Raw genomic sequence first — 25,576 nt, forward strand, 5'->3', positions numbered from 1 at the left:
TTATCGTAAGTTTGCTTAGTTTTATTTAGGATTAAATATAAAAATCGGCTGATAATACTTTTAATTAAGTAAAATCTGTTTATTTAGGGACACACAGGAATGAATGCAAAGAAAATACATTTCGAAATTTCGGAGCGTAAGGTATTACTGCGTTTAATAGATGTTGTTGCTGTTTTACTGGCACTATATCTTTCAGAGTATTTTTTCGAATTCCATTATTTCTCTTTCGAAAGGCCATCGGTAGGTTCGATGCTTTTCCTGGCAATATACATTAACCTTTTCGGAACAATTTTCGAAATGTATAATTTACAGGTGGCAAGTAACCAGTATCAGGTGGTAAAGAGTATCATTCTGACAACCTTTGTAACCGTCTTTTTTTACCTGCTAACGCCCATTTTTACTCCCATTCTCCCGTCTAACCGTTTGCAGATTGTATACTTCTTTCTGGCAGTACTGATCAGCCTTTTTGCCTGGCGTTTTTTCTACCTGCACTTTCTCGCTTCACACCGCTTTGTTAAGAATGTAATATTTGTCTGCAACCGTGATGAAATAGAACAACTAGCACAGGAACTGGGAAAAGCCGATCCGCACTATCAGATAATAGGCTATGTGCCTACTGATGTTTCCGGTGAGAAACAATCTGTTTTCTATAAAGAAGTCGCGTTACCCGAACTGGAAAATTTTGTAAACAGGCATTCCGTTGCCGAAGTGGTTATCGGTTTCAGAGAGACAGAAACCATTGCCCCGGATTTGTATCAGGAACTTTTGTACCTGCTGGAAAAAGGAGTGACCATAAGAGAATATACACAGGTTTACGAACACTCCACCCAGCGCTTGCCAATACTTCAGGACACTAAGGACTTTTATAAGTTTTTCCCTTTTAGCCGCAGCAATCAGAATAAACTATACTTATATATAGTAAGGATATTTGAAATACTGTTCTCGCTGATCGGTATAATATTTGGGATTGTATTAATCCCGATAGTCTATATCGGAAACAGTATTGGTAACAGAGGACCGCTTTTCTATACGCAGGAAAGAGTCGGTAAAAACGGGGTTCCTTTCCTGATTTATAAATTCCGATCCATGATTCAGAATGCAGAATCAAACGGAGCTGTTTTTGCAAAGGCAAATGATGTTCGGATTACTCCTTTCGGGAAGTTTTTAAGAAGATCCCGTATTGACGAATTTCCCCAGTTTATCAATATCCTTAAAGGCGATATGGCGGTAATCGGTCCCAGACCGGAGCGGCCGGTTTTTGTAAAGAAAATTTCAGAAACCATGCCTTTTTATGAAACAAGACATGTTATCAAACCGGGACTAACCGGTTGGGCACAGGTAAATTATTCCTATGGGGAAAGCCTTGAAGACAGTCTGGTAAAACTCCAGTATGACTTATACTACATCAAACACAGAAGTATCTTTTTAGACGTCAATATCGTGATCAAAACATTGAGCACGGTGTTGTTCTACAGAGGGCAATAAGCAGTTTTATTTAACCTCTTTTCTCAGTAACCGGATCAAAATAAAAGATGTTGTCAGTATTATAGGCAGCATGATCGTTAAATGTGCTTTATTGAGTATAAAAACGGTATAGCAGCCAATAAGAGTCAGACAGGTATAGATACTGATCGTTAACCATTTTGTATTCTTTCTGATCTGGAAGAGCAATACCAAAAGCAATAAAGGATTTATCAGAAGCGTGTTGTAATTCAGCAATAACTCTTCATGGAAAGAATAGAACCCTACCAAAGCAAAAAATAGTCCTAAAAGGCCCATTAGTAATAAATAGAAGATAAGTACCGGTTTTTTGTTTGAAAAGTAAGCAAAAAGCAGCATTACAGCGATAAAAGTATAGATATTGTTCCATACGGAAGCGGCACTTCCGGTTGCTTCCTGCTGGAAAACGGTTGTCGTTTCCTGCGATAACGGATTTCCGAAGTTTTTGGTTTTCGATACGCCTTCCATTAATTCGGAAGGAAGAAATAACTGATCCGACTGCTTGTCGACTTTGTATCCGAAAATCAGATTGATGCCCAGTTTTTCATAAAAATTATTGACAAGATAGCTGTTTAAGATCGTTCTGTAATCCTTTTGAGTATCCGGAACGGCAGTGTTGATTTTGTGCTCTGTAACACCATTGAGAAGATCCTCGACCATAGAAGTACAATTGCGATCGATGAACTTATAGGTGTAATATTTTTTATCGGACGAAAGTACGGCTATCAGATTTGCGGTCAGCTGCTGCTTTTGCGCCAGCGTCAGGGAAAGCTTTTGCTCATGAATGGAACGATTCTCATATTGGTATTGCTGTACAAATTCCTCATAAGAGCCGGTGGCTACAAAATACTGCAAATCACCTTTTACAAACTTCCAGTAAAAATTAGGAGTGCCAAAATCGAAGGCACCATAATTAAAAACCACATCAACGCCATTTACGGTATTGTGAATACGAAGAGCAGTATGCCCGAAAAGTGAGTGTAATTGCGTACCCGAACCGCAGGTTAGTAAACTGATTTCCGTTTGTTCCGGAAGCAGTAAATTGGTCTGAGCCGAACCCTTTTGTGAAAAAAGAAGTAAAACGGTTACGATGGAGAATATAAAAGAGCGCATGAGTTGTTTACTGTATTGAGTTATCTGCTAAAAATCCCTAAATCAACTTTTAAAGAAAAAATATTCGAATAAAGTGCGGCACTCTGGTCGCCAATGTCTGTTAAGGCATAATCAACCTGAATACCTTTATATTTAAAACCCAACCCTAAGTTAGGCTGGAAATTTAGTTTTTCGGAATTGTCAATCTGTTTTACATTCTGGAAATTTCCAACACCGGCACGTAAAAAGACCAGATCGGTATAGCCGAATTCAAAACCGGCTGCCGGATCGATACTCACGGCATTTGTGGAAATAATATCATTGGTTCTGGCGAAACGCATGTTTAGCTGCGTGGCGGCCAGAATGCTGTAATCATAACGGATGATGAATTTCTTGGAAAGTCCCAGCTGCATTTTGGGTAATGTTATCTCGGTCGTTTCCGGCGGTTCCTGGTTTTCTCCCGGTACGGCATCTTTAATCTTGTTAAACTCGTCTTCATCAATTGTCCACACATTATACGTGGTAGTGATATCGCGAACCATTAACCCGATTTTCCAGTCGTTTTTTTCATACTGAATCCCCAAATCAAATCCAAAACCCCATGAACTGGCAAAATCACCAATAATACGGCGGATAATTTTGGCATTCACACCATAATTAAAACCGTCTAAAGGAAGCGATCTGGCATAGGAAAACGTTACGCCGTAATCGGCAGCCGAAAAAAGGCTGATACGATTGTAGTCAATATTTCCCTGGCTGTCTATTAATTGTGTGGTATTTAAAATGTCATCAACCCCAAAGCGGATTAAGGAAACTCCCAAAGCACTTCGTTCGTCAATTTTCATGGCAAAGCCGGCATAATCGTATTGGGCAATGTTGGCAAAATAATTCGCGTGCATCAGGCTGATCTGTTTGCCGTCAACTTTTAGTAAACCTGCCGGGTTCCAGTAGCCGGAGTTAACATCTGCCGTATGTCCTACAACGGCATTCGCCATTCCTAATGCTGCAGCGTCAACACCAATATTCATAAACTCATTCGAATACTTTCTAACGGCCTGACTATAAGAAAGGAGATGAAAAGAAAAAAAGAAAAGTAATAAGGTTTTTTTCAAAGCCATTTATTTTATACAAATATGAAATAAAAATCTCAAATACTAAACTCTATTTTGTATTAACTTATTGTATTACCTTTGTCATAAAATTTGTAAATTAGATTTTTGCGACACCAGTCATGCAGGGCGTCTGATCATCTTTAAAATGTAATTGTATATGTCAATAAAGAAGCACATTCCAAATGTTATTACCCTTTTAAATCTTTCTGCCGGTATTTTTGCTTTAATACATGCCTTTAACGGTAATTATAATGAAGCATTTTCGTGTGTTTGTGTAGGGATATTTTTTGATTTTTGGGATGGATTTTTTGCCCGTCTGCTAAAAGTACAAAGTGCACTGGGATTACAGCTGGATTCTTTGGCCGATATGGTGACCAGCGGAGTAGTGCCGGGTGTGGTAATGTATAAAATGCTGGCAGATATCCAGGAAAACCAACCGGATTATAACCTGACGCAGGAAACTTTTTATATGGGAATTGTTCCCTATTTAGGATTTTTAATAACCTTAGGATCTTGCTACCGGTTAGCAAAATTCAATATCGATACCCGTCAGACGGATTCTTTTATCGGATTGCCAACGCCGGCAAATGCCTTGTTAATCATGAGTTTGCCAATGATATTGTTCGATAACCAATTTGAGGCATTGTCTAATTTATTGAGCAATCCTTATGTATTGGTAGGAATCAGTATTTTCAGTGCTTATATCTTAAATGCTGAAATTCCGTTGTTTTCACTAAAAGTGAAATACTTAAACTGGGCAAATAATAAAACACAGATCTTATTCATGATCATTTCGGCATTGTTCCTGATATTCTTCCAATACCTGGGAATTCCGATGATCATACTGTTTTATGTATTGCTTTCTGTGATTACAAACAAAATGGAAAAGAAAGTAGCATAAACAGCAATGAAGCGACGTCCGGCTCCAAAGAAAAAAACGGCAACTCCGCGGAATTACAAAACAAAATCAAAACAGAAAGGTAAAATTCCCGTTGGGAAAATCATACTGTACTGTTCGGCTATTGCCGTTGTAATTACCATTATGGCTGCGGCATATCAGTATCGCAATGGCTTTTTGTATTACCTGGGCTTTAAAACCGATAAAACAGTTGGCAAGCTAAGTACAGAAGAGCGGAAAATAGCCGACGTACGCATTTTTGAAGTATTGAGCCGCCACGATACCCGGTTGGTTGGTTTTGATGTTTCGGAATATCAGGAAAAAATCGACTGGAAGGCCATTGACAAAATAGACGGGGAATTTCCGCTTAGTTTTGTATTCATCCGTGCTACGGCAGGAAATGACCGGGTTGATTCCCGATTTGATGAAAACTGGAAAGCCGCTAAAAACCACGATTTCGTAAGAGGGGCGTATCATTATTACCGTCCAAATGAAAATTCATTAGAACAGGCAGAACTGTTTATTAAAACGGTTAAACTCCATAAAGGCGATTTTCCTCCGGTTCTGGATATAGAAGAATTACCTAAAAACCAGTCGGTAGATAGTTTGAAGACCGGTTTGAAACGCTGGTTGAAAAAAGTTGAAAGACATTATGGTGTAAAACCGATAATTTATTCCGGCGAAAGCTATTATAATGACTTCTTAAAAGAAGAATTTAAAGGCTATACCTTCTGGATTGCAAACTATAATTTCTTTGTAGAGAATATAAAAGACGAGTGGCTGATCTGGCAGTTTACCGAAAAGGCCGAAATTCCCGGTATTAAAGGACTGGTCGATATTAATGTCTTTAACGGAAATAGAAAAGATCTGAAAAATAGCACACTCCGGAAATAAAAAAGGGATACTTTATGTATCCCTTTTTGGTATGTTTTAAAATTCTAATTTTTTCTTTCTCAGCTCAAAGTTTTGTCCCAGATATACTTTACGTACCATTTCGTCTTCGGCCAGTTCTTCCGGAATACCGGCTTTAAGAATACCGCCTTCAAACATCAGGTAGGTTTTGTCGGTAATAGCAAGGGTTTCTTGAACGTTGTGATCGGTAATCAGGATTCCGATGTTTTTATTTTTTAACTGCGCTACAATACGCTGAATATCCTCCACCGCTACCGGGTCAACTCCGGCAAAAGGCTCATCCAGAAGAATGAATTTAGGATCGGTTGCCAGTGCGCGGGCAATTTCCGTTCTACGTCTTTCTCCTCCGGAAAGTAAATCCCCTCTGTTGGTGCGGATATGCTGTAGGCTGAACTCTTCAATTAAAGATTCCATTTTAGCTTCCTGTTCTTTTTTGGTTAACGTTGTCAGCTGCAGTACACTCAGAATGTTGTCTTCGATACTTAGCTTTCTGAAAACCGAAGCCTCCTGAGCCAGATATCCGATACCGTTTTGCGCCCGCTTGTACATCGGGAAATCGGTAATGGTCATGTCATCCAGATAAATGTTTCCGCTATTGGGTTTTACCAAGCCTACAATCATATAAAAAGAAGTAGTTTTTCCGGCGCCGTTCGGCCCTAAAAGCCCGACAATTTCCCCTTGATTTACTTCAACGGAAACGCCTTTTACAACACTTCTTCCTTTATAGGTTTTTACTAAATTTTCAGCTCTTAATTTCATTTTTCGATAACGTTACAAAGTTGAGGAAGGATACAGCAACATATTTGTTGTGAAACTCCCTGCAAATAAACAAATAAAGGGATTAACGGATGTATAAATTAACAATTAATTATTTTCTAAAGCTTCCCAGAATTCATACGCTCTGCGCAAATGAGGAATCACAATTGTTCCGCCCACAAGCGTTGCAATTCCCATGGCTTCCATCATTTCTTCCTTGGTAATGCCGTTTTTATAGGATGTTTCCAAATGGTATTTGATACAGTCGTCACAACGTAAAACAGCAGAAGCAACCAAACCTAAAAGCTCTTTGGTTTTAACATCCAGCGCGCCTTCCATATAGGCATTGGTGTCTAAGTTGAAAATACGTTTGATGATTTTGTTATTATCATTCAGAAGCTTATCATTCATCTTGGAACGATAATCGTTAAATTCCTGTACTAAATCAGCCATGTCTTATGTGTTTTTTAGTTCTTCTTTTCGGGTTACAAATTTGGAAATGAAAATACTCACTTCATATAGAATTACCAGTGGAATCGTAACGATAATCTGACTGATAACGTCAGGCGGCGTTACAATTGCAGCGATGATCAGGATAATAACGTAAGCGTATTTTCGGTACGTTCTCAGGAAACTCGGTGATACAATTCCCAAACGGGATAAAAAGTAAATAACGATAGGCAATTCAAAAACCAGTCCTGTTGATAACGAAGTGGATTTTACCAGGCCGATATACGACTGTATATCAATGGAGTTGATAACATATTTACTGACCGTAAGATTGGAAAGGAAATTGATGGACATCGGGGTAATGATAAAATACCCGAACAATACACCCATGAAAAACAATAACGAAGAGATAAAGATAAAATAACGGGCATTTTTCTTCTCTTTTTCATACAGCGCAGGACTTATAAATTTCCATAATTCCCAAAGGATAAAAGGGAATGCCAGTATAAATCCGGCGGTAATAGAAGTCCAGATAAGCATGGCAAACTGCCCTTCCATGGTACGGTTCTGAAGCTCAAAAGGAAGCTCTGTCATACAGAAACTTCTGTCCAGGTCATATTTCTGTGCTATTTCGCAAAAGAAGCGATAGGTTACAAAGTTACCGTCTTTTGGTCCGAAGATTATAGTATCAAAAATAAAATCACTGTAATAGTAAGCGACACATCCGCCAATAACAATTGCCAGTGTGCTTCGTATCAGAACCCATCTGAATTCTTCCAGGTGGTCCAGAAACGACATTTCTTTCATGGTTTTTTTAGCCATTATATAATTCCTTCTTTTAAAATGTCATGAATGTGGATAATGCCAATGTAGGCGCCTTCATCGGCAACGACTAACTGCGTAATGGAATTGTTTTCCATGATGTTGAAAGCATCCACAACCATATCGGTTGGTTTAACCGTTTTAGGGTTTTTAGTCATAATATCCTTAGCGGTCAGGTCACTGAAAGTATCACGGTTGTTCAGCATTCTTCTGATGTCCCCGTCAGTGATAATTCCGGTGATTTTTTCATTTTCCACCACTGCGGTAACACCCAGGCGTTTCTCGGAAATTTCCATGATAACCGTTTTGATGCTGGCATCCGGGCTCACTTGTGGTTTATGGGTATTGTCCAGCATGTCCTGAACGCGTAATAGTAATTTTTTGCCCAAAGCACCACCGGGATGGTATTTGGCGAAATCTTCACTTTTGAAATTGCGAAGCTCCATCAGGCAAACAGCTAAGGCATCACCCAAAACCAACTGTGCCGTAGTACTGTTTGTAGGGGCAAGGTTGTTCGGGCAGGCTTCTGCTTCCACATAAGCATTTAATACATAATGGGATTCTTTTGCCAGAAAAGAGGTTTCGCTGGCAGTCATTCCGATAAGGATATTTCCGAAGCGTTTTAAGAGTGGAACCAGAACCTTGATTTCGGGACTGTTGCCGCTTTTGGAAATACAGATGATAACATCGTCAGGCTGTACCATTCCAAGGTCACCGTGGATGGCTTCGGCAGCATGAAGAAATAAGGAAGGAGTACCGGTAGAATTTAACGTTGCCACGATTTTTGTAGCGATAATAGCGCTTTTTCCTATCCCTGTTACAACAAGGCGGCCTTTGCTTTGATAGATTGTATTTACGGCTGCTGCAAAATCATCGTTAAGGTAATTTACAAGATTTGCAATGCTCTCACTTTCAGACTGTATTGTTTTTTTGGCAGTAGCCAAAATGCTTTCAATGTTACTCAAATCAGAAGTTTTATAAAATTTGTATGTATTAAAGATTTTTGTATCTTTATATTCTGCAAATTTATGTAAAATACTGTATAATAAATAATGAAACTAACCGAAATTGACTTGCATAAAGAGTTAAAAAAATATTTTGGTTTTAACCAATTCAAAGGTTTACAAGAAGATGTTGTTCGAAGTATTATTACGGGTAACAACACTTTTGTTATTATGCCTACCGGTGGCGGGAAGTCCCTATGTTACCAACTGCCGGCATTAGTACTGGGTGGAACCGCTATTGTAGTTTCGCCTCTAATTGCATTAATGAAGAATCAGGTTGATGCTATCCGAAGCTTATCCTCAGAAGCCGGAATTGCACACGTTTTGAACTCCTCATTAACAAAAACTGAAATTAATCAGGTAAAAAAAGACATTACTTCCGGGCTGACAAAACTATTGTATGTCGCACCGGAATCTTTAACAAAAGAAGAATATGTAAACTTTTTACGTGAAGTACCGCTTTCTTTTGTAGCTATCGATGAAGCACACTGTATTTCCGAATGGGGACACGATTTCCGTCCGGAATACCGCAACCTTCGAAATATCATCAAACAATTGGGTGACATTCCGATTATCGGATTGACTGCTACGGCAACGCCTAAAGTACAGGAAGATATTTTAAAGAATCTGGACATGACCGATGCCAATACTTTTAAAGCATCGTTTAACCGTCCGAACTTATTCTATGAAGTACGCACCAAAACGAAAAATGTCGAATCCGATATTATTCGTTTCATCAAGCAGCACAAAGGGAAATCCGGTGTAATTTACTGTTTAAGCCGTAAAAAAGTTGAAGAAATAGCACAGGTGCTACAGGTAAACGGAGTGAGTGCCGTTCCTTACCATGCCGGATTGGATGCTAAAACCAGAGCAAAACACCAGGACATGTTCCTGATGGAAGATGTGGAAGTGGTGGTCGCAACCATCGCATTCGGAATGGGAATTGACAAGCCGGATGTGCGCTATGTTATTCACCATGATATTCCGAAGTCACTGGAAAGTTACTACCAGGAAACCGGTAGAGCCGGACGTGACGGAGGAGAAGGACACTGCCTTGCCTATTACTCGTATAAAGACATTGAGAAACTGGAAAAATTTATGTCCGGTAAACCTGTGGCCGAACAGGAAATCGGGTTCGCGCTGTTGCAGGAAGTAGTCGCTTATGCGGAAACATCAATGTCCCGTCGTAAATTTTTACTGCATTATTTCGGTGAGGAATTTGATGAAGTAAATGGCGAAGGGGCCGATATGGATGATAATGTCCGCAATCCGAAGAAAAAAGTAGAAGCGCAGGATCAGGTGGTTACTTTGCTGGAAGTAGTTCGTGATACCAAGCAGCTGTATAAATCCAAAGAAGTGATCTTTACGTTGATTGGTAAGATCAATGCGACAATTAAAGCACACAAAACGGATGCTCAGAAATTTTTCGGAAAAGGAAAAGACTTTGAAGAAAAATACTGGATGGCTTTAATCCGCCAGGTATTGGTTGATGGATTGCTGTCGAAAGATATTGAAACCTACGGTGTTTTAAAGCTGACCAGAAAAGGAGAGGAATTTATTCAGAAACCGGTTTCGTTTATGATGTCGGAAGATCATGAATATAACGAAACGGAGGATGAGGCAATTGTTACATCGGCAAAATCGACCGGAACGGCCGATGAAGCTTTGATGGCAATGCTTAAAGACCTGCGAAAAAAAGTAGCCAAGAAAATCGGGGTTCCACCTTTTGTTGTTTTTCAGGATCCGTCACTCGAAGACATGTCGTTAAAATATCCTGTTAATCTGGAAGAATTAGGAAATGTCCACGGTGTAGGTGAAGGTAAAGCTAAAAAATACGGAAAAGAGTTTGTTGAACTTATTGCCCGTTATGTTGAAGATAACGACATTGTTCGTCCGGATGATCTTGTTGTAAAATCTACCGGGGCTAATTCGGCTTTAAAGCTGTACATTATTCAGAATATTGACCGGAAATTGTCGTTAAACGATATTGCTGCGGCAAAAGGACTGGATATGGATACCCTGCTTAAAGAAATGGAACAGATTGTTTATTCGGGAACGAAATTAAATATCAAATACTGGGTAGATGAAATACTGGATGACGACCAGCAGGAAGAAATCCACGAGTATTTTATGGAATCCGAATCGGATAATATTAAAGATGCCTTAAAAGAATTTGACGGCGATTACGATACCGAAGAATTGCGACTGATGCGCATTAAGTTTATCAGTGAGGTAGCAAACTAAATAAAAAAAGAGGCATTATATAATGCCTCTTTTTTTATTCCGAATACAATTCTCCCCGATGCGGTTTCAGGGCATCCCTGACAGCAATCATAGTATCGTCGGTAACAACCATAAAAGCTGTTGCATACATATCGTTAAGGATTTCAAATCCGGTAATGTTTAAATCTAATTTTTCGATAGCAATATATTCTTTCAGATGGATCTCGTGATGCTCGGCTGTTTTTGCGGCAGCCGGACCCCGGAAATCCCAAATGAGTTTTATTTGTCTTGACATATTTAAAGGAAATTAAAGAACAAAGTTACGAATGATAATTCAAATCGCTGCCTGAAAAATGGATGGCTGATCATCAATTCCGGTGCAAATCACTATTTTTGCACTCTGATTTAAAATCAACCCGATAAAAATGCCAAGAGAATTACAAATACAGGTTACGCCGGAAATAGCGGCAAACAGCGCTTTACTGACCGAGCATATCGCGAAATTAATGCACACAGGTGTTGCGGAAATCCAACATGTTTCGGTATTGAAACGCTCCATCGATGCGCGCCAGAAAGCGATTAAGATTAACTTAAAAGTAACTGTTTTTTTTCAGGGCGAAAATTTTAGTGAAACAAAAATACAGCTGCCGGAATATAAAAATGTAACCAATGCGCAGGAAGTAATTGTTGTGGGAGCCGGACCAGCCGGACTTTTCGCAGCCTTGCAGTTAATCGAGTTGGGCTTAAAACCGATCCTGATTGAAAGAGGAAAAGATGTTCGTGGCAGACGTCGTGACTTAAAAGCAATCAACAGGGATCACATTGTAAATGAAGATTCGAATTATTGTTTTGGAGAAGGCGGTGCCGGAACCTATTCTGACGGGAAACTGTATACCCGGTCTAAAAAAAGAGGGGACGTAAACCGTATTCTGGAATTATTGGTGGCCTATGGCGCTTCTCCGGAAATTTTGGTTGAAGCACATCCGCATATCGGAACCAACAAACTGCCGCAGATCATTCAGGATATCCGCGAGAAAATTATTGAACATGGCGGACAGGTTTTGTTTGAAACCCGGGTAAAAGATATCCTGATTAAAAATAATGAGGTTTATGGTGTGGAAACCCATACCGGAACACAGATTTTAGCTCCGAAAATAATATTGGCAACCGGACATTCGGCCCGTGATATCTTTGAACTGTTAGACCGTAAAAAAGTTTTTATAGAAGCCAAACCGTTTGCTTTAGGAGTTCGGGCAGAACACCCGCAAACATTAATCGACAGTATTCAGTACTCCTGCGATTTCAGAGGAGAATTTTTACCGCCGGCACCTTATTCTATTGTGAAGCAGGTTAACGGACGCGGTATGTATTCGTTCTGTATGTGTCCGGGAGGTGTAATCGCTCCCTGTGCAACAAGTCCGGGAGAAGTGGTTACAAACGGATGGTCGCCTTCCAAACGCGATCAGGAAACGGCAAATTCCGGTATTGTAGTAGAATTAAAATTGGAAGACTTTCAGCCATTTGCCAAATTCGGTGCTTTGGCAGGAATGGAATTTCAAAAAGCAATTGAACAAAAAGCCTGGCAGGTGGCGGGCGGTACTCAAAAAGTTCCGGCACAGCGAATGGTGGATTTTACGCAGCATAAAATATCGGATTCCATTCCGAAAACATCCTACGTACCGGGAACAACATCGGTAGAATTAGGAGAAGTATTTCCGGGATTCCTAACGCAGACAATGCGGGAAGGTTTTGTCGCATTCGGAAAATCAATGCGGGGCTATCTGACAAACGAAGCAATTTTACATGCACCGGAAAGCCGTACGTCCTCACCGGTTCGTATTCCGCGTGACAATGACACGCTGGAACATGTGCAGATTAAAGGATTGTATCCCTGCGGTGAAGGAGCGGGTTATGCCGGCGGGATTATTTCGGCTGCTATCGACGGCGAGAAATGCGCACAGAAAGCAGCGGAAAGTTTGCATTAGCATACATCAGCTCCTGATTACTTTCCGTAAATAATCAGGAGCTGAAGCAATTAATTGTTTTTCTGAAGCCATTTTACAGCTTCTTCCAGTGTTTTTTCCGGGGCGCACTTTTGGTCCGGAATTATTGAACTGCCGTATTTTTGCTTATTTCTGTCGGCAAAGGTGCTTACCGTAAGGTTGATTCTGGCACCATCGGAAAGAATGTACACTTCATTTGACGAGGAAACACCAAAAGTTTTGGTTCCAAAACTTCTGGTTTTTGGTCTGCCTTTAAAGGCTACCGCGACTGCTTCTCCGGAGCTGGCGGTTAGCGAATCGGTTAATACCGCTACATAAGGGTTTGCTTTTTTCAGGGAATAAAATTCGTGTATATCTTCAATTGTCGTTGTACCGTAAAGTACTTTTCCGTCTTTACAGATCCAGGGTTCTGCATTATTGTCCGGATCAATGAAATAGCCAACGATTCCGTTGCCTAATACCGGAGCAATACCGGTTAACATCGGACTCATATTGCCTCCGAAATTTCCTCTTAAGTCAACAATCCAGCCTTTTAAATTAGCTTTATCCCGCTCTTTCAGCTGTTCCAGTACCTTGTTGCGATACGCTTCAAGCTGATCTTCATCACCCATACAGTAAGGGATTCGGATATAGCCAATATCGGACGGAACGGTTTCGTCGGTTAAAGTGGGCGGCGCTTTTTCGCTGTCCTCATTATTATTTGCCGCAGCAAAATAACTGTGATGGTCATGCAGCTGGGTAACGGCATATTCAACAGACGGATAAGCATCCTGTATGCTGACGGCTTTTTCGGCATGCTTTAAAACGGAAGCTTTGAATTTATCCCAGTCAATGTTTTTCCGGTTAACGGATTTTGCTTTTAATAAAGTAACGACCTCGTTAATATAGGCCTGTACTTCCGGGGAAGCTGCCGGTTCTTTTTTATCGCACCCGATAAGTAATGTCAGTATTAAAAAGGAGCAGAGTATGTTTTTCATGAACTTTTGGTGTTTTGGTATTTTGTAATAACGCAGGCAGTGCTAAATTATTCCGGTACATCCGGTTATTTTACGTACCTGTCTGCTAATACAGTTGAATATGCTGTGTTGTGATGGAATCTGTAGCAGCAAAAATAGTTATATTCTGGATTGTTTGGTGTTTGCCCGGAGGATTACCCTTTGGTTTTTATGCTTTCTGGCGGTGCAATTGGTGAAAATTATAAAATAGGGCAAAAGTGAATGCATTTCTTTTTTTGTACTTTTGACAGGTAATCAAGAATTATGACAGAAGAAAGAGTAATATTAGTTAACGAAAAGGATGAACAAATTGGCTTAATGCCAAAAATGGAAGCACATGAAAAGGCAGTATTGCACCGTGCTTTTTCGGTTTTTATATTGAATGCTGATAATGAAATCATGCTGCAGCAACGGGCGCAGCACAAATACCATTCTCCTTTGCTGTGGACCAATACCTGTTGCAGTCATCAGAGAGAAGGAGAAACCAATATTCAGGCAGGTGTAAGAAGACTGCGTGAAGAAATGGGATTCACCGCTGAGTTAAAAGAATTGTTTTCGTTTATTTATAAGGCACCTTTCGATAATGGACTGACAGAACATGAGCTTGACCATGTAATGATCGGTTACTACAATGCAGCACCCGAGATCAATCCGGAAGAAGTGGAAAGCTGGAAATGGATGTCCATTGAAGCGGTAAAAGAAGATATGGAAGTACATCCGGATATCTATACGGTATGGTTCAAAATAATTTTTGACAAGTTTTATCACTATTTAGAAGCTCATAAAGTTTAATTGCTATGAAAGTTACTGTAAGCCGAAAAGCCCATTTTAATGCTGCACACCGTCTGTATCGCAAAGATTGGACTTTTGAGAAAAATCAGGCAGTTTTTGGGAAATGCAACAATCCTAATTATCACGGGCATAACTATGAACTGATTGTGAGTGTGACCGGAGAAATTGATCCGGAAACCGGATATGTAATGGATCTGGGGGATTTAGCTGCGATTATCCGGAATGAGATAGAAGATAAATTCGATCATAAGAACCTTAATATGGATGTGCCGGAATTTGCGGATTTAAACCCGACGGCAGAAAATATTGTGGTTGTTATCTGGAATAAGATCAGGGCAAAAATTGCTTCAGACAAGGAACTGGAGGTTGTTTTGTATGAAACACCCAGAAATTTTGTAACCTATAAAGGATCGTGATGCGTTTAAAAACAGGAGATAAAATACCGGACTTTCAGGCGACAGATGCGCAGGGTGCCGTTTTTAATATGGCTTCTCTTTTAGGGAAGAAACCATTGGTGATTTATTTTTACCCAAAAGACAATACGCCCGGCTGTACCAAAGAAGCCTGCGGATTCCGGGATTTATACGAAGATTTTACGGCTTTGGGCGCCGAAGTAATCGGGATTAGCGGCGATAGCAGTGCTTCTCATCAAAAATTTGCAGACCAGTACCGGCTGCCGTTTATACTATTGTCTGATAAAGGAAAACATATCCGGAATCTTTTCGGAGTGCCGACTAATTTATTAGGACTGCTGCCGGGAAGAGTAACGTATGTTGCGGATAGTGACGGAATAATCCGCTTTGTCTTTAACAGTATGAATGCAACGCAGCACATGCCAAAAGCTTTGGAAGCGGTAAAGGCAATGAAAGGATAAGCCGGGAATGCAACAATCCGGTCTTTGCGTTTGTATTTAACACTGCTTTCTAAAAATGATTTGGGTTCAGATTGGTTATTTCAAAAACTTTTTTGCATTTTTGCGAACCTAATGAACAAATAAATCTATGACGGTAAATTGGTATCCACTTATTTTTAACCCCATTTTGAAAGACAGAATTTGGGGAGGAACCAAATTATATTCGTTACTTCATAAAGAGATTATTTCCGAAACTACCGGCGAAAGCTGGGAAATCTCAACTGTTCCCGGAGATATCAGTACCGTTAAAAACGGAGCCTTAGCCGGAAAAAACATTAATGAACTTTTAGCCTTACAGCCGGAAGCATTACTGGGTAGAAAAGTGTACGGAAAATTCGGTAATGAATTTCCGTTGTTATTCAAGTTTCTGGATGCTAAGGAAGATTTGTCCATTCAGGTACATCCCAATGATGCATTAGCGAAAATCAGGCATAATTCTTTCGGGAAAACCGAAATGTGGTATGTTATGCAGGCCGATGAAGATTCCCGGATCATAATCGGTTTTGAAGAACCTTCATCGTCGGAAGAATATGTGCACCATCTGGAAAATAAAACGTTGACCAAAATACTAAAAGAAATTAAGGTTAAAAAAGGCGATGCATTCTTTCTGGAAACCGGAACGATCCATGCCATTGGTGCCGGAATTGTCATTGCCGAAATTCAGCAGACTTCCGATATTACCTACCGGGTTTATGACTGGGACAGGGTAGATGCAAACGGGCATTCAAGAGAGCTGCATATTGACCTGGCATTGGAAGCCATCGATTATTCGGCAGGTAATGCACAGATTGCTTATGCAAAAGAAAACAACAAGTCCAATCTGGTAATAGATTGTCCTTACTTTACTACAAATTATATTCCTTTGGATGGAGTGCTGTCCTTTGCTAAAAACGGAGATTCTTTTACCGTTTTGGTGTGTACGGAAGGTGATTTCTCGATTCATATTCCGGATACGGCTGAAAAAACCGACTTTAAAAAAGGAGATACCGTTTTAATTCCTGCGGTTATTACCGATTTTGAAATTTCAGGACAGGCTTCGCTGTTAGAAATATTCATTTCATAACCTTTAATCAAAAGATTAGTTGTAATTTTGCCAACGAAATTTAAAAATCAAAGAAAAATGGCAAGCGTTAAAAACTTAAAAAAAGACATCAACTACGTTTTAGGTGATATTATTGAAGCAGTTTACATTTGGGAAATGACTACTACAGGAAAACCAACTGCGGCTTCAGACGCATTAGTAGAAGAAGCGATTACAACATTTGACAGTTTGATCACTAAAGTGAACCAAAAAAATGTTGAAAATAAAAAATTACATTTCAAACAAATTAATAAAGATCTTGAAATTGCTGCTAATCAATTGGTTGATAAAATCAACGCATTGTAGTCAGAAAAATCAATAAAAAAGTGTGAAAAAAATATTTGGAAGTTTAAAAAACAACCTTATATTTGCACCCGAATTGAGACGCCGGTGTAGCTCAGCTGGCTAGAGCAGCTGATTTGTAATCAGCAGGTCGTGGGTTCGAGTCCCTCCATCGGCTCAATTTTTTTACTGCATGTTTTTGCGGTTTTTATTGAAAAAAGAATAAAAATATTTGGGAGTTTGAAAAACAACCTTATATTTGCAACCGAATTGAGATGCCGGTGTAGCTCAGCTGGCTAGAGCAGCTGATTTGTAATCAGCAGGTCGTGGGTTCGAGTCCCTCCATCGGCTCAATCGTCTTTAAGCCACTTGAAGAAAGTGGTTTTTTTTATTTATAAAGGTTTAAAAAAAGCGGCTTATGAAAATAAGCCGCTTTTTATTTTTATTGTGGAGTTTGTTCCTGCTGTTTTCTTTTCGCAATAAACTCTTTTAGCATTTTACCATAATGGGATTGAGCCACCTCAGGCGATAACGATTTCTGAATGGTATCCATATATTTCAGATTGGTATCGTAAATATCCGTCAGGGCAATATAAGGTGCTACTTCATATTTGGCATTGTTTACCGCAAAATTCACCGCATCCAGATAACGTCGGATGATTAGCTTTTCGTTACGCTCGTTCAGGCTGTCCATCATTTTTGTTTTGTTGAACTTCTGCGCATAAAGACTTAGGCTTAAAACCTTGTTTTCTTCGTCTGTAAAGCGTGATTTTATTTTTTTGTAGTCTTCGTATAGTTCGTTGTTTTTTGAGCCTGTAACTTTTGCTTTTGCGTAAAACTCTTTTAAGTCGGTCGTAATCTTCATTTCACCCGGTTCTGCAAAAAACATAAGGCTGTTGTCGATAGAATTGGAAGTACCGCGATCCAGGAACAGGTAGTACATTTCCGGAGAATCAATTTTTAAGTTGCTCTCAAAATTGGAATTTCCTTTAATCAGGAAACTGTCGATCGTTACAAATGAAGTGTCAACGATTTTTTTTAAGTATAGTTTACCCTGCTTTAATCCGTTAACTGTTCCTGTAAGATGAAGGTTGTTTGCTGATTCGTTCTCTTTATTACAAGCGGTTAATAAGGCCAGCGAAAATAAGGCTATAAGTGTTTTTTTCATTAGGGTTACGATTTTAAAGTTTGCAAAGTAAAGAAAAAAATATTCAGATGCTAAGGAAGTTGTTGAAATAGTATGGTTTAATACGGCAATTTCGGATATAAAAAATCCCCAATAGCTATTGGGGATTTTGAGAATATTCCGGATAAAGCATTATCCTTTTAACCAGGCTTCTTTGATTTTTGCTTTACTGTTGTCTGTAAAGTGTAATCCTTCCACATCTTCCATGGTTAAGGTTACTTTTCCTTTTAAAGTCTGTTCCTTGTTGTTGCGTTTTATTTTAATCGTGATCGGGTCGTTTTCTTTCCAATCCATGCTGGACATGATCAGCTCATAAATGTTATCCAGATTATAAGCGGTACCGTTAATCGCTAAGAGGGTATCGTCGTTTTTAAGACCAATTTTTTTCATGAAACCGTTTAGTTCCATTCCCGGCGGTATCATAATTTCTTTTGTCGCAGGGTTTACCGTGATATAAGGCATATCACCTTTTAAGAACGGATTGGCTGGTTTTTTAACGCTTCCTTTGATAACACCCACTTTGGCAAAATAGTCGTTATAAGGAATCGGAGTATCACCGGCTACATATTTGTTTAGGAATGCACCGATTTCCGGATAGGTTAATGCGGTAATTTTAGCAAAAAGATCTTCATCGTTAAACGGTTTGTTGTTACCGTATTCGTTCGATAGTGCCTGCATTAAGCTTAAGATTCCTCTTGCTCCGTTGCTGCTTTCTCTCATTTGAATGTCAATGCACATCGCAATCAGCGCTCCTTTCAGATAAACATTATAATACGAATCTTTATATTGTTTGTCCAGGATGTTCTTGCTCATGTTTGTAAACGGCATTTTGTCGTTGAAACGGGTTGATGCTTCAATTTTTTCCGCCATTCTGTTGTAGAATTCGTCTTCTGTGATTAAGCCCTGGTTTACCTGGAACAGGTTTGCAAAATATTCGGTAACTCCTTCATACATCCATAAGTGTTCGGACATTTTTGGAGTATTGTAATCGAAATACTGGATTTCTTTGGAGTGAATGCTTAATGGTGTAACGATATGGAAAAATTCGTGGGAAACCACATCTTTCAATTGTTCTAAAAGCTGTGCTTTAGGCATCATTTCCGGCATAACAACGGTTGTGGAAGTGGTGTGCTCCAAAGCTCCGAATCCTTTGGCATCCGGTTTTTTCATATCGGATAAATACAGCAACACACTGTATTTTTTAGTGCTGTTTACCGGACCTAAGAATTTTTTCTGCGCACGCATCATTGTTTCCATTTCCGGAGTGATGTCTTTTGCCGTATAAGTTCCGTTTGGCGAATATACGCTGATCAGGATATCCATACCGTCCACATTGAATGTGGTATAATCCGGTTTGGAATACATGATCGGGCTGTCAACCAGTTCGGCATATCTTGGCGTGTGGAAAACATCCACTTCATTGCTCGGATCATTGTCAACTAAAGATGTAGCACCCCATAATGTTGCCGGATGGGAAACGGTTACCGTGTACGGGATTTCGTTTTTCCCCTGAAAGTATCCTACAAAACCATGCGTGTTCAGCATGAAGTTTTCGTTAGCCGCAATATTGGTACCGGCTGGTGAAAAGATATCATGCGTTCCTTCCACATCATAAGTATCGTTAACGAGATACGTTACTTTTGCCAGGGCTTTTGCATTGGATATCTGCCAGGTATTGTCATCTGTTTTAGAAACGGCAAGTGCATTTCCGTTTGCATCAAGTGCTTTGAAATTGTCAATAAACTTACCATAATCGTCTTCCGAATAAGTACCCGGGATAATTTTTGGGATATGGAATGTTGCTGTTTCTGTAGTAAAGGTTGGAGGAGTAATGGTTACCATTACTTTGTCATCCGTTACATTTTTAAGGTCAATGGCAACTTTTACCTCGTTTATAGTGGTAGCGGATGTTTTTTCCTGAGTTGTTTTACAGCTCATAACCATCACTGCCAGTGCCAATGTACAGATAAGTTTCTTCATCGTTTTATTTTTAGTTTACTATTTGTAGTTGGAATTCGATTTTTGTTACAGTTTATTCTTTTTTAGGAAAAGATTAATTTTTTCCGAAAGTTTCGGTGTATTCCGGGTATCCGGATCGGAATAGGAAGCTAAGTTTTCGGCTTCGTCGCCGGTGATGTTTTTAAAGACATGATTCATGTTCGGAATGATGTTTAGCGTGGCACCCGGTTTTGATTTTTGCAATAACTCGGCATCCAGAACGCGAACCTGAAGGTCTTTGTCGCCGTTTATGATCAGTACAGGAACTTTTAATTTACTGATCTCTGTTTGCGGATTGTATTGCATCCAGGATTTCATGTACGGCTGAACGCTTTCCCGGAGAATCGAGGCCAGCAATGGTTTTTTAATCTCGATGGTTTCTCCTTTTTTCAGGGCGGCAAAACTCTGAACCAGTTCCTCTTTTAAAGCAGGCGTCTGGCGGGTTATCTGTTCCACAAGAATTTCATCAATCGGTCTTCCGGGACCGGCTAAAGAGATAAAAGCATCCGCTTTTGTTTTTTGGGCGGCGATCATCCCGATCAGGGAGCCTTCGCTGTGTCCGGCAAAAAGGATCTTTGAATAATGGTATTTGTTTTTCAAATAGTCAAATACAGTAACGGCATCGGCAATCATGTCGTCAAAACGCATTTCTTTTTCGTTGACAGTTCCGGCAATTATCTGGGCAATAACTCGCTTGTCGTATGTGAAAACGGCATAGTTGTCTTTGCATAAATCTTCGGCAAGATACTTTAGCGAATTGTTCCTGCCTTTCAGCTGGTTTCCGTTCCGGTTAGTCGGTCCGGAACCGGCAATAAGAATAATGAGCGTTGTTTTTTGCGGCTGACTTTTTGCCGGTGAATACAGGTCGCCTTTCAGTAATTCGTTAACCTGTAGTTCTTCCACAGCAAAAGGCTGTTGTCGGGCATAACTTTTTAAACCGGCTATAAGAAGGAAACCTGTAAGAATTATGTTTTTTATCATGTTTTAGTCTTTTATAGATATTGGAGGAGCTGTTTCATCGGTATTTTGCCCGTCATATTTGCTCGGATAAAGGATGTATAAATTGATATTTTCGATTTCACGGAATACCGTATCCTCCGGATTAATCATTGTCAGGTTCATTTCAAAATTAGGTTTATCGGATTCTCCGATTCCGATAATGTGCAGGTTGTTTTTTGATTTGGTCACTTTAAGGTATTTTGAGCTGGTGTTCAGGAAATATGAGGTTACCCATACGGTTCCGCTGCTTAATTTACCGTCAGTAATATCGGCTTGATATTCTTTTTTGCCTTTCGGATTAAAATACGTCACTTTACCGTGTAGCATACCATCCTTTTCGGAATAACTCATTTTTAGTTTGCCATTATCATAATAAACCGTTGTCTGGTAGCTCAGGGCCGCAGCATCCAACAGTGTTTTCTTATTGATCAGGATGTTTCCGGAAAAAGTACTTTGTTCTGTGAGCTGTCCGTTCTGATAGGTTGTTTTGGATGTGCTGTTTTCACTTTCTTCAATAATAGCCTGGCCGTTAAACGGTAGATCATCCTTATAGGTTACTCTGGAAATTTCTTCTCCCTTGCTGTTATAAAAAATATAATCCCCGTTAATAAGATCATCGACGTACTGCGCTTTCGTGGCGATGATCCCGTTTTTGTAAGTAGTGGTCTCCGCTAACATGCCGTTTTCATAAATGGATTTGCTGATCGGTTCTTTCGTTGAGGCGTCCAGTGTGAGTTGCTCGCCCTGTTTGATTCCGTTTGCATAATTGTCAATCTGATAGGAATAGTAACCGTCAGTGGTGATGACTTTCCCGTTATAAGGAGCTCCGTCTTTGTATTGTGTAGTATATAACGGCTTTCCGTCCTGATAAAACACTCCCGATTTGTTATAGTCGATTTCGCTTATTAACTGGTACTTGTTGCCGTTTGAAGAGATAGGGGAATTAAACGTATAAAGCTTTTCATAAAGCTGTTTTCCGTTTGCATATTTCTGAATGGATTGAATATCATCGCTGCCCTCAAAGAAAGTATAAAGGGTTCCGTTTTGTTTTATATAGTCGTATTCGCTTATTTTTTTACCCTTCTCATTATAGAAGATGCCCATTTCGGGATCATAGGTGCCATAGGTGATGTCGGATTTTATTTTTCCGTTTTTATAGTAGCTGATGTCTTTTGAGAGTCTTTCGTTTTTGTAAAAACTCACTTTTTCCGGGAGGAGTTCATCGGAAATGGTCATATTGTACACTATGGATTTGGCATAAGTTCCGCCTTTATACTCATGAGCATAGCTGATAATATCGTCATACATCGTATAAAGCATTCCGTCTGCAGGTGTATCGTAATTGCCCGGACTATAGGAATCGGAATAGGTCAGGGTACCGATGTTTTTTCCTTTTTTATCAAAAAAGACGGCCGTTTTGCCTTCAAATTTTTTAAAAGGTTTCTGGTTACTGTAATAAATAGTTTCCGAAATAATAATACCGTCTTTGTAAATACGGATAATATTGTCTGCTATTTCGGTTCCGTCTAACGGCTTGGAAGAATCAGGGTTATAACTCAGACTGCTGCTTATTTTGCCAAAACGGTCATAATTGTCGGTTGTCATTATCATTCCGTCGTCATTGTACAGATCTGTTTTCAGTAAGCTGCCGTCCGGACGGTATTTTTTTGTTTTTACAAGAGCCCCATCTTTGTATTCCGAGCAGGTTTCCACGATATCCTGATCTTTACCTTCTTCCTGATCGTCATAAAAATAATGAAGCTGTATACCGTCCAGAGGAGAGGAATAATCATATTCGTCCAGTTGTTCGGTCAGATCACCCGCTTGGGAACCATCGGGATGGTAATAGATCGTATACCGTTGGGAAGCCTTGTCCTTTACCGAATGGGATTTTACCGAACCGTTTTTATAGAAAGCGGTCACTTCGGTCACTTTTCCGTCGGCATATTTACTTACGGTGCTTAAGAAGAAAGGATAAGAGTTATAAATGGCTTCCAGACCATTTTGAATCGTATTGTCGGTCAGGGTAACATCACTGATAAGATCACCGTCTTTATTGTGTGAAATCTGCCGGACTAATTGCATACCTTCATAAAAATTTTCCTGTCTTAATTTCGGATTTTTAATGGGGTATACTTCGGAATGAAGAAACTGCCCGTCCTTAGCTTCTAAAGTGAAAGAATTATCATCTTCTTCAAACGTTATTTTCCCATTGTAAAGCATGTTGTGTTTAAAAACTGCTTCCGATTTGCTTCCGTCTTTAAGATAATAGGTTACTGTACCTTCAATAATGCCGTCTATATAATTGGCGGTTAAAGACAATTGGCCGTTTTTGGAGTAAAATTTAGCAGGGCCGTTAAAGAGTAAGCTGTTTTTTTCGGCTGTAAATCTTTCGGCTTTTTTTGTTCCGTTCCGATAATATTCCGTGGATAGAAAAGTACCGTTTTTGTCTTTCCTGTCAATTCTGAAATACTTGGCAAGTTCTTTTTGTGTTGTTTTATGATACCGATTGATCCATAAAGTGTCCTGAGAATAGGCATAACCGGATAAGAATAGTAAAGCGGCGATTATTGTTTTTTTCATGGCTGTAAAAAATTAAATTATAGTGTGAATTTACGGCTAAAAATTGGGAAACGGAAAGGAAACAGCTAAAATTAAAAGGGTGATTTTCAGGCTTTCCGGCAGGGCTGTTTCCAGACGGTTTTATCGGGGAAAAGTATAAAAAAATGCCCGCGGCTGCGGGCATTTTTTAGTCAAATTTATTTTTAAAGTAATATTTGCTGTCTAAATCATCGTCTTCCAGTTCATTATATTTTTGAGGTTTCGGTTTAGGCTTATTAGCAGCAACCTTTTTTTTCCAAAGCTCAAAATTATCTTTCGATAACTTTTTGCGAACCATTTCTGTTACTTCACTTTCAGAAATTCCAAACTCTTCTTTTAATACTTCAAAAGGTTTTCTTTCCTCCTGAGCCATAGCGACAATTCTGTCAATTGTTTCCTTGTCGAATTCTAAAACTTTACTTTTTTTCATCAGATGAAAAATTAATTCAGATAATTTTTTTTAAATGGTTAAATTCTATACTCAATATTACTAAAAAAAATAATTGAGCAATAGCAACTTTTTATTTTTTTTGAATTTTCAAAAATCAGACCAAAATACTTTTTGCTTTTGAAAAAAAGTATCAAAAAATATTTGAAATGTAAGATATGTTCGGGTTTGAGCCGTGTTTTTTGCTTTTTTTAAAATTTTAAAGGCAATGCTTTTACCGGCCTTTTGGAAGTGGAAATAAAGTTTAAAGTTGTTTTCAGAATAAAAACAGTTTTTAAAAATAAAGGCATAATGTGTTTTTGTTGCTTGATGTGTTGGTGCATTTTGTAAAATAAATAAAAAAGCACCAACTGGTGGTGCTTTTTAGTGTAAGGTATTTTTGAATCATTATTCTTTGCTAAAAATGGATTTGTACACAATTCCGGCGATAATAGCGCCTAATACCGGGGCGACAATAAACAGCCAAAGCTGACTGATGGCTTCACCACCCACAAAAACCGCCTGGCTGATACTTCTGGCAGGATTTACCGAAGTATTCGTAACCGGAATACTGATCAGGTGAATCAGCGTTAAGGCAAGACCAATCGCAATTCCGGCAAAGCCTTTCGGAGCCCGTTCATCGGTAGCGCCTAATATGACAATCAGGAAAATAAAAGTCATGACCACCTCGGTTAGAAAGGCGGCATTCATACTGTATTTTCCGGGAGAGAGCTCTCCGTAACCATTGGAGGCGAAACCTCCGATATCGCTTCCGTTACCGGTTGCGATTACATAAAGGACAGCCGCAGCTGCGATACCTCCAAGTATTTGTGCCACGATGTAAGGAACGAGTTCTTTTGCTTCAAACCGGCCGCCCATCCATAAACCTATGGAAACTGCGGGATTAAGATGTGCTCCGGAAATATGGCCCAAAGAATAAGCAATGGTGAGTACTGTAAGTCCGAATGCCAGTGCGACTCCTACGAATCCGATTCCCGCATCCGGGAAATTACAGGCTAAAACTGCGCTACCGCAACCTCCTAAAACCAACCAAAAAGTTCCGATAAATTCTGCTACAAATTTTTTCATAATAAAGGGGATTAGTTAAACAATGGGTAATAAATGCAATCATGTATAATTGTAAGACCAGTAAATAAGGATGATCTGTAAGGGCAATCGGATAAAACGCACCCATTTTGATAAGCCTAAGGAAGCCTTATCATTCAGGTACATGTATAGATTAACCGGAAATACGGCAAATAAAAGCACTATTATTCCCCAGGCAGCAAAAGATTTGGTTTCAGGAAAGCATAACAGTATGCCTGAAACGATTTCTGCAATGCCGCTGATATAGTTTAGTAATCGGGGATTCGGTAAGTAGGGAGGGATGATTTTCAGGTATAACCTTGGAACTCTGAAATGATTAATGCCTGCTATGATATAAAGCGAAGACATGAGATATAAATGCCAAGGTAAACTCATTTTCAGGTAATTAAATGATTATATCCGTTACACGAATATAATCATTTT

Annotated in this window: 25 protein-coding genes and 2 tRNA genes; 12 read left to right on the forward strand and 15 right to left on the reverse strand. The window is 39.4% G+C overall.

All coding sequences use genetic code 11. The features are described 5' to 3' along the window. The first annotated feature begins 99 nt into the window (after positions 1-99). Positions 100-1,485 (forward strand): exopolysaccharide biosynthesis polyprenyl glycosylphosphotransferase, encoded by a 1,386-nt coding sequence (locus HW120_RS07265; RefSeq protein WP_177732689.1) that lies wholly within the window; start codon positions 100-102, stop codon positions 1,483-1,485. 6 nt (positions 1,486-1,491) lie between these two features. On the opposite strand, the gene HW120_RS07270 is transcribed toward HW120_RS07265, so the two are convergent. Continuing rightward, complete coding sequence (locus HW120_RS07270) at positions 1,492-2,613, reverse strand: lipoprotein N-acyltransferase Lnb domain-containing protein (RefSeq protein WP_177732692.1); 1,122 nt, start codon at positions 2,611-2,613, stop codon at positions 1,492-1,494. 20 nt (positions 2,614-2,633) lie between these two features. Next, entirely contained in the window at positions 2,634-3,704 is a 1,071-nt protein-coding gene (locus HW120_RS07275) for a putative type IX sorting system protein PorV2 (protein WP_449404286.1), read from the reverse strand. A 157-nt stretch (positions 3,705-3,861) separates the two neighbouring features. Here HW120_RS07275 and HW120_RS07280 point away from each other — a divergent pair, with 157 nt between their 5' ends. Both HW120_RS07280 and HW120_RS07285 read left to right on the forward strand, forming a co-directional pair. Further along, positions 3,862-4,605 (forward strand): CDP-alcohol phosphatidyltransferase family protein, encoded by a 744-nt coding sequence (locus HW120_RS07280; protein ID WP_246297050.1) that lies wholly within the window; start codon positions 3,862-3,864, stop codon positions 4,603-4,605. A gap of 6 nt (positions 4,606-4,611) precedes the next feature. After that, complete coding sequence (locus tag HW120_RS07285) at positions 4,612-5,496, forward strand: glycoside hydrolase family 25 protein (RefSeq protein WP_177732695.1); 885 nt, start codon at positions 4,612-4,614, stop codon at positions 5,494-5,496. A gap of 36 nt (positions 5,497-5,532) precedes the next feature. On the opposite strand, the gene lptB is transcribed toward HW120_RS07285, so the two are convergent. The 4 genes from lptB to HW120_RS07305 all read right to left on the reverse strand — a co-directional run bounded on the left by lptB (position 5,533) and on the right by HW120_RS07305 (position 8,507). Further along, the gene (gene lptB, locus HW120_RS07290) at positions 5,533-6,273 is read right to left on the reverse strand and encodes an LPS export ABC transporter ATP-binding protein (RefSeq protein WP_177732698.1); all 741 of its coding nucleotides are present in this window, start codon (positions 6,271-6,273) and stop codon (positions 5,533-5,535) included. A 105-nt stretch (positions 6,274-6,378) separates the two neighbouring features. Next, positions 6,379-6,723 (reverse strand): carboxymuconolactone decarboxylase family protein, encoded by a 345-nt coding sequence (locus HW120_RS07295; protein ID WP_177732700.1) that lies wholly within the window; start codon positions 6,721-6,723, stop codon positions 6,379-6,381. A gap of 3 nt (positions 6,724-6,726) precedes the next feature. Next, positions 6,727-7,542 (reverse strand): twin-arginine translocase subunit TatC, encoded by an 816-nt coding sequence (gene tatC / locus HW120_RS07300; RefSeq protein ID WP_177732703.1) that lies wholly within the window; start codon positions 7,540-7,542, stop codon positions 6,727-6,729. Further along, positions 7,542-8,507, reverse strand: a complete 966-nt coding sequence (locus HW120_RS07305; RefSeq protein WP_177732706.1) for a KpsF/GutQ family sugar-phosphate isomerase — start codon at positions 8,505-8,507, stop codon at positions 7,542-7,544. The genes tatC and HW120_RS07305 overlap by 1 nt, the downstream gene beginning before the upstream one ends. 87 nt (positions 8,508-8,594) lie before the next feature. Between HW120_RS07305 and recQ the strand changes: the two genes are divergently transcribed. Further along, positions 8,595-10,790 carry a DNA helicase RecQ gene (recQ, locus tag HW120_RS07310; RefSeq protein WP_177732710.1) on the forward strand — a complete coding sequence of 732 codons (2,196 nt, stop codon included), beginning with the start codon at positions 8,595-8,597 and terminating at the stop codon, positions 10,788-10,790. Positions 10,791-10,824: 34 nt separating this feature from the next. On the opposite strand, the gene HW120_RS07315 is transcribed toward recQ, so the two are convergent. Further along, entirely contained in the window at positions 10,825-11,064 is a 240-nt protein-coding gene (locus HW120_RS07315) for a hypothetical protein (RefSeq protein WP_177732713.1), read from the reverse strand. 130 nt (positions 11,065-11,194) lie between these two features. On the opposite strand from HW120_RS07315, the gene HW120_RS07320 reads away from it, so the two are divergent. Continuing rightward, a complete protein-coding gene (locus HW120_RS07320; RefSeq protein WP_177732716.1) occupies positions 11,195-12,754 on the forward strand; it encodes an NAD(P)/FAD-dependent oxidoreductase in 1,560 nt (519 codons plus the stop codon). A gap of 50 nt (positions 12,755-12,804) precedes the next feature. On the opposite strand, the gene HW120_RS07325 is transcribed toward HW120_RS07320, so the two are convergent. Continuing rightward, the gene (locus HW120_RS07325; RefSeq protein ID WP_177732719.1) at positions 12,805-13,749 is read right to left on the reverse strand and encodes a S41 family peptidase; all 945 of its coding nucleotides are present in this window, start codon (positions 13,747-13,749) and stop codon (positions 12,805-12,807) included. A 282-nt stretch (positions 13,750-14,031) separates the two neighbouring features. On the opposite strand from HW120_RS07325, the gene idi reads away from it, so the two are divergent. The 7 genes from idi (at position 14,032) to HW120_RS07360 (ending at position 17,186) form a co-directional block, all read left to right on the forward strand. Continuing rightward, a complete protein-coding gene (gene idi / locus HW120_RS07330) occupies positions 14,032-14,559 on the forward strand; it encodes an isopentenyl-diphosphate Delta-isomerase (RefSeq protein WP_177732723.1) in 528 nt (175 codons plus the stop codon). A gap of 5 nt (positions 14,560-14,564) precedes the next feature. Then, entirely contained in the window at positions 14,565-14,975 is a 411-nt protein-coding gene (locus HW120_RS07335) for a 6-pyruvoyl trahydropterin synthase family protein (protein ID WP_177732726.1), read from the forward strand. After that, positions 14,975-15,433 carry a peroxiredoxin gene (locus HW120_RS07340; protein WP_177732729.1) on the forward strand — a complete coding sequence of 153 codons (459 nt, stop codon included), beginning with the start codon at positions 14,975-14,977 and terminating at the stop codon, positions 15,431-15,433. The genes HW120_RS07335 and HW120_RS07340 overlap by 1 nt, the downstream gene beginning before the upstream one ends. A gap of 127 nt (positions 15,434-15,560) precedes the next feature. Next, positions 15,561-16,535 carry a type I phosphomannose isomerase catalytic subunit gene (locus HW120_RS07345; protein ID WP_177732732.1) on the forward strand — a complete coding sequence of 325 codons (975 nt, stop codon included), beginning with the start codon at positions 15,561-15,563 and terminating at the stop codon, positions 16,533-16,535. 57 nt (positions 16,536-16,592) lie between these two features. Further along, positions 16,593-16,859, forward strand: a complete 267-nt coding sequence (locus tag HW120_RS07350) for a hypothetical protein (protein WP_177732735.1) — start codon at positions 16,593-16,595, stop codon at positions 16,857-16,859. 80 nt (positions 16,860-16,939) lie between these two features. After that, positions 16,940-17,013, forward strand: a tRNA-Thr gene (locus HW120_RS07355). A 99-nt stretch (positions 17,014-17,112) separates the two neighbouring features. Beyond that, positions 17,113-17,186: transfer RNA gene (locus tag HW120_RS07360), tRNA-Thr, on the forward strand. Between the two features lie 91 nt (positions 17,187-17,277). Here HW120_RS07360 and HW120_RS07365 read toward each other — a convergent pair. The 7 genes from HW120_RS07365 to HW120_RS07395 form a co-directional block, all read right to left on the reverse strand. Continuing rightward, the gene (locus HW120_RS07365; RefSeq protein WP_177732738.1) at positions 17,278-18,003 is read right to left on the reverse strand and encodes a DUF4369 domain-containing protein; all 726 of its coding nucleotides are present in this window, start codon (positions 18,001-18,003) and stop codon (positions 17,278-17,280) included. Between the two features lie 150 nt (positions 18,004-18,153). Beyond that, positions 18,154-20,001, reverse strand: a complete 1,848-nt coding sequence (locus HW120_RS07370) for a M61 family metallopeptidase (protein WP_177732742.1) — start codon at positions 19,999-20,001, stop codon at positions 18,154-18,156. A gap of 45 nt (positions 20,002-20,046) precedes the next feature. Further along, positions 20,047-21,000: an alpha/beta hydrolase gene (locus HW120_RS07375; protein ID WP_177732745.1), complete on the reverse strand. Its 954-nt coding sequence runs from the start codon at positions 20,998-21,000 to the stop codon at positions 20,047-20,049. Positions 21,001-21,003: 3 nt separating this feature from the next. Further along, the gene (locus tag HW120_RS07380; RefSeq protein WP_177732748.1) at positions 21,004-23,601 is read right to left on the reverse strand and encodes a toxin-antitoxin system YwqK family antitoxin; all 2,598 of its coding nucleotides are present in this window, start codon (positions 23,599-23,601) and stop codon (positions 21,004-21,006) included. A 166-nt stretch (positions 23,602-23,767) separates the two neighbouring features. Continuing rightward, positions 23,768-24,049, reverse strand: coding sequence for a TIGR03643 family protein (locus HW120_RS07385; protein ID WP_177732751.1), 282 nt, complete (start codon positions 24,047-24,049; stop codon positions 23,768-23,770). 405 nt (positions 24,050-24,454) lie between these two features. Continuing rightward, entirely contained in the window at positions 24,455-25,135 is a 681-nt protein-coding gene (gene aqpZ / locus HW120_RS07390; protein WP_177732754.1) for an aquaporin Z, read from the reverse strand. Positions 25,136-25,174: 39 nt separating this feature from the next. After that, a complete protein-coding gene (locus HW120_RS07395) occupies positions 25,175-25,528 on the reverse strand; it encodes a DoxX family protein (protein ID WP_177732757.1) in 354 nt (117 codons plus the stop codon). Positions 25,529-25,576 lie beyond the last annotated feature (48 nt).

It is taken from the genome of Flavobacterium inviolabile, from assembly GCF_013389455.1.
GTDB classification, from domain to species: Bacteria; Bacteroidota; Bacteroidia; order Flavobacteriales; family Flavobacteriaceae; genus Flavobacterium; species Flavobacterium inviolabile.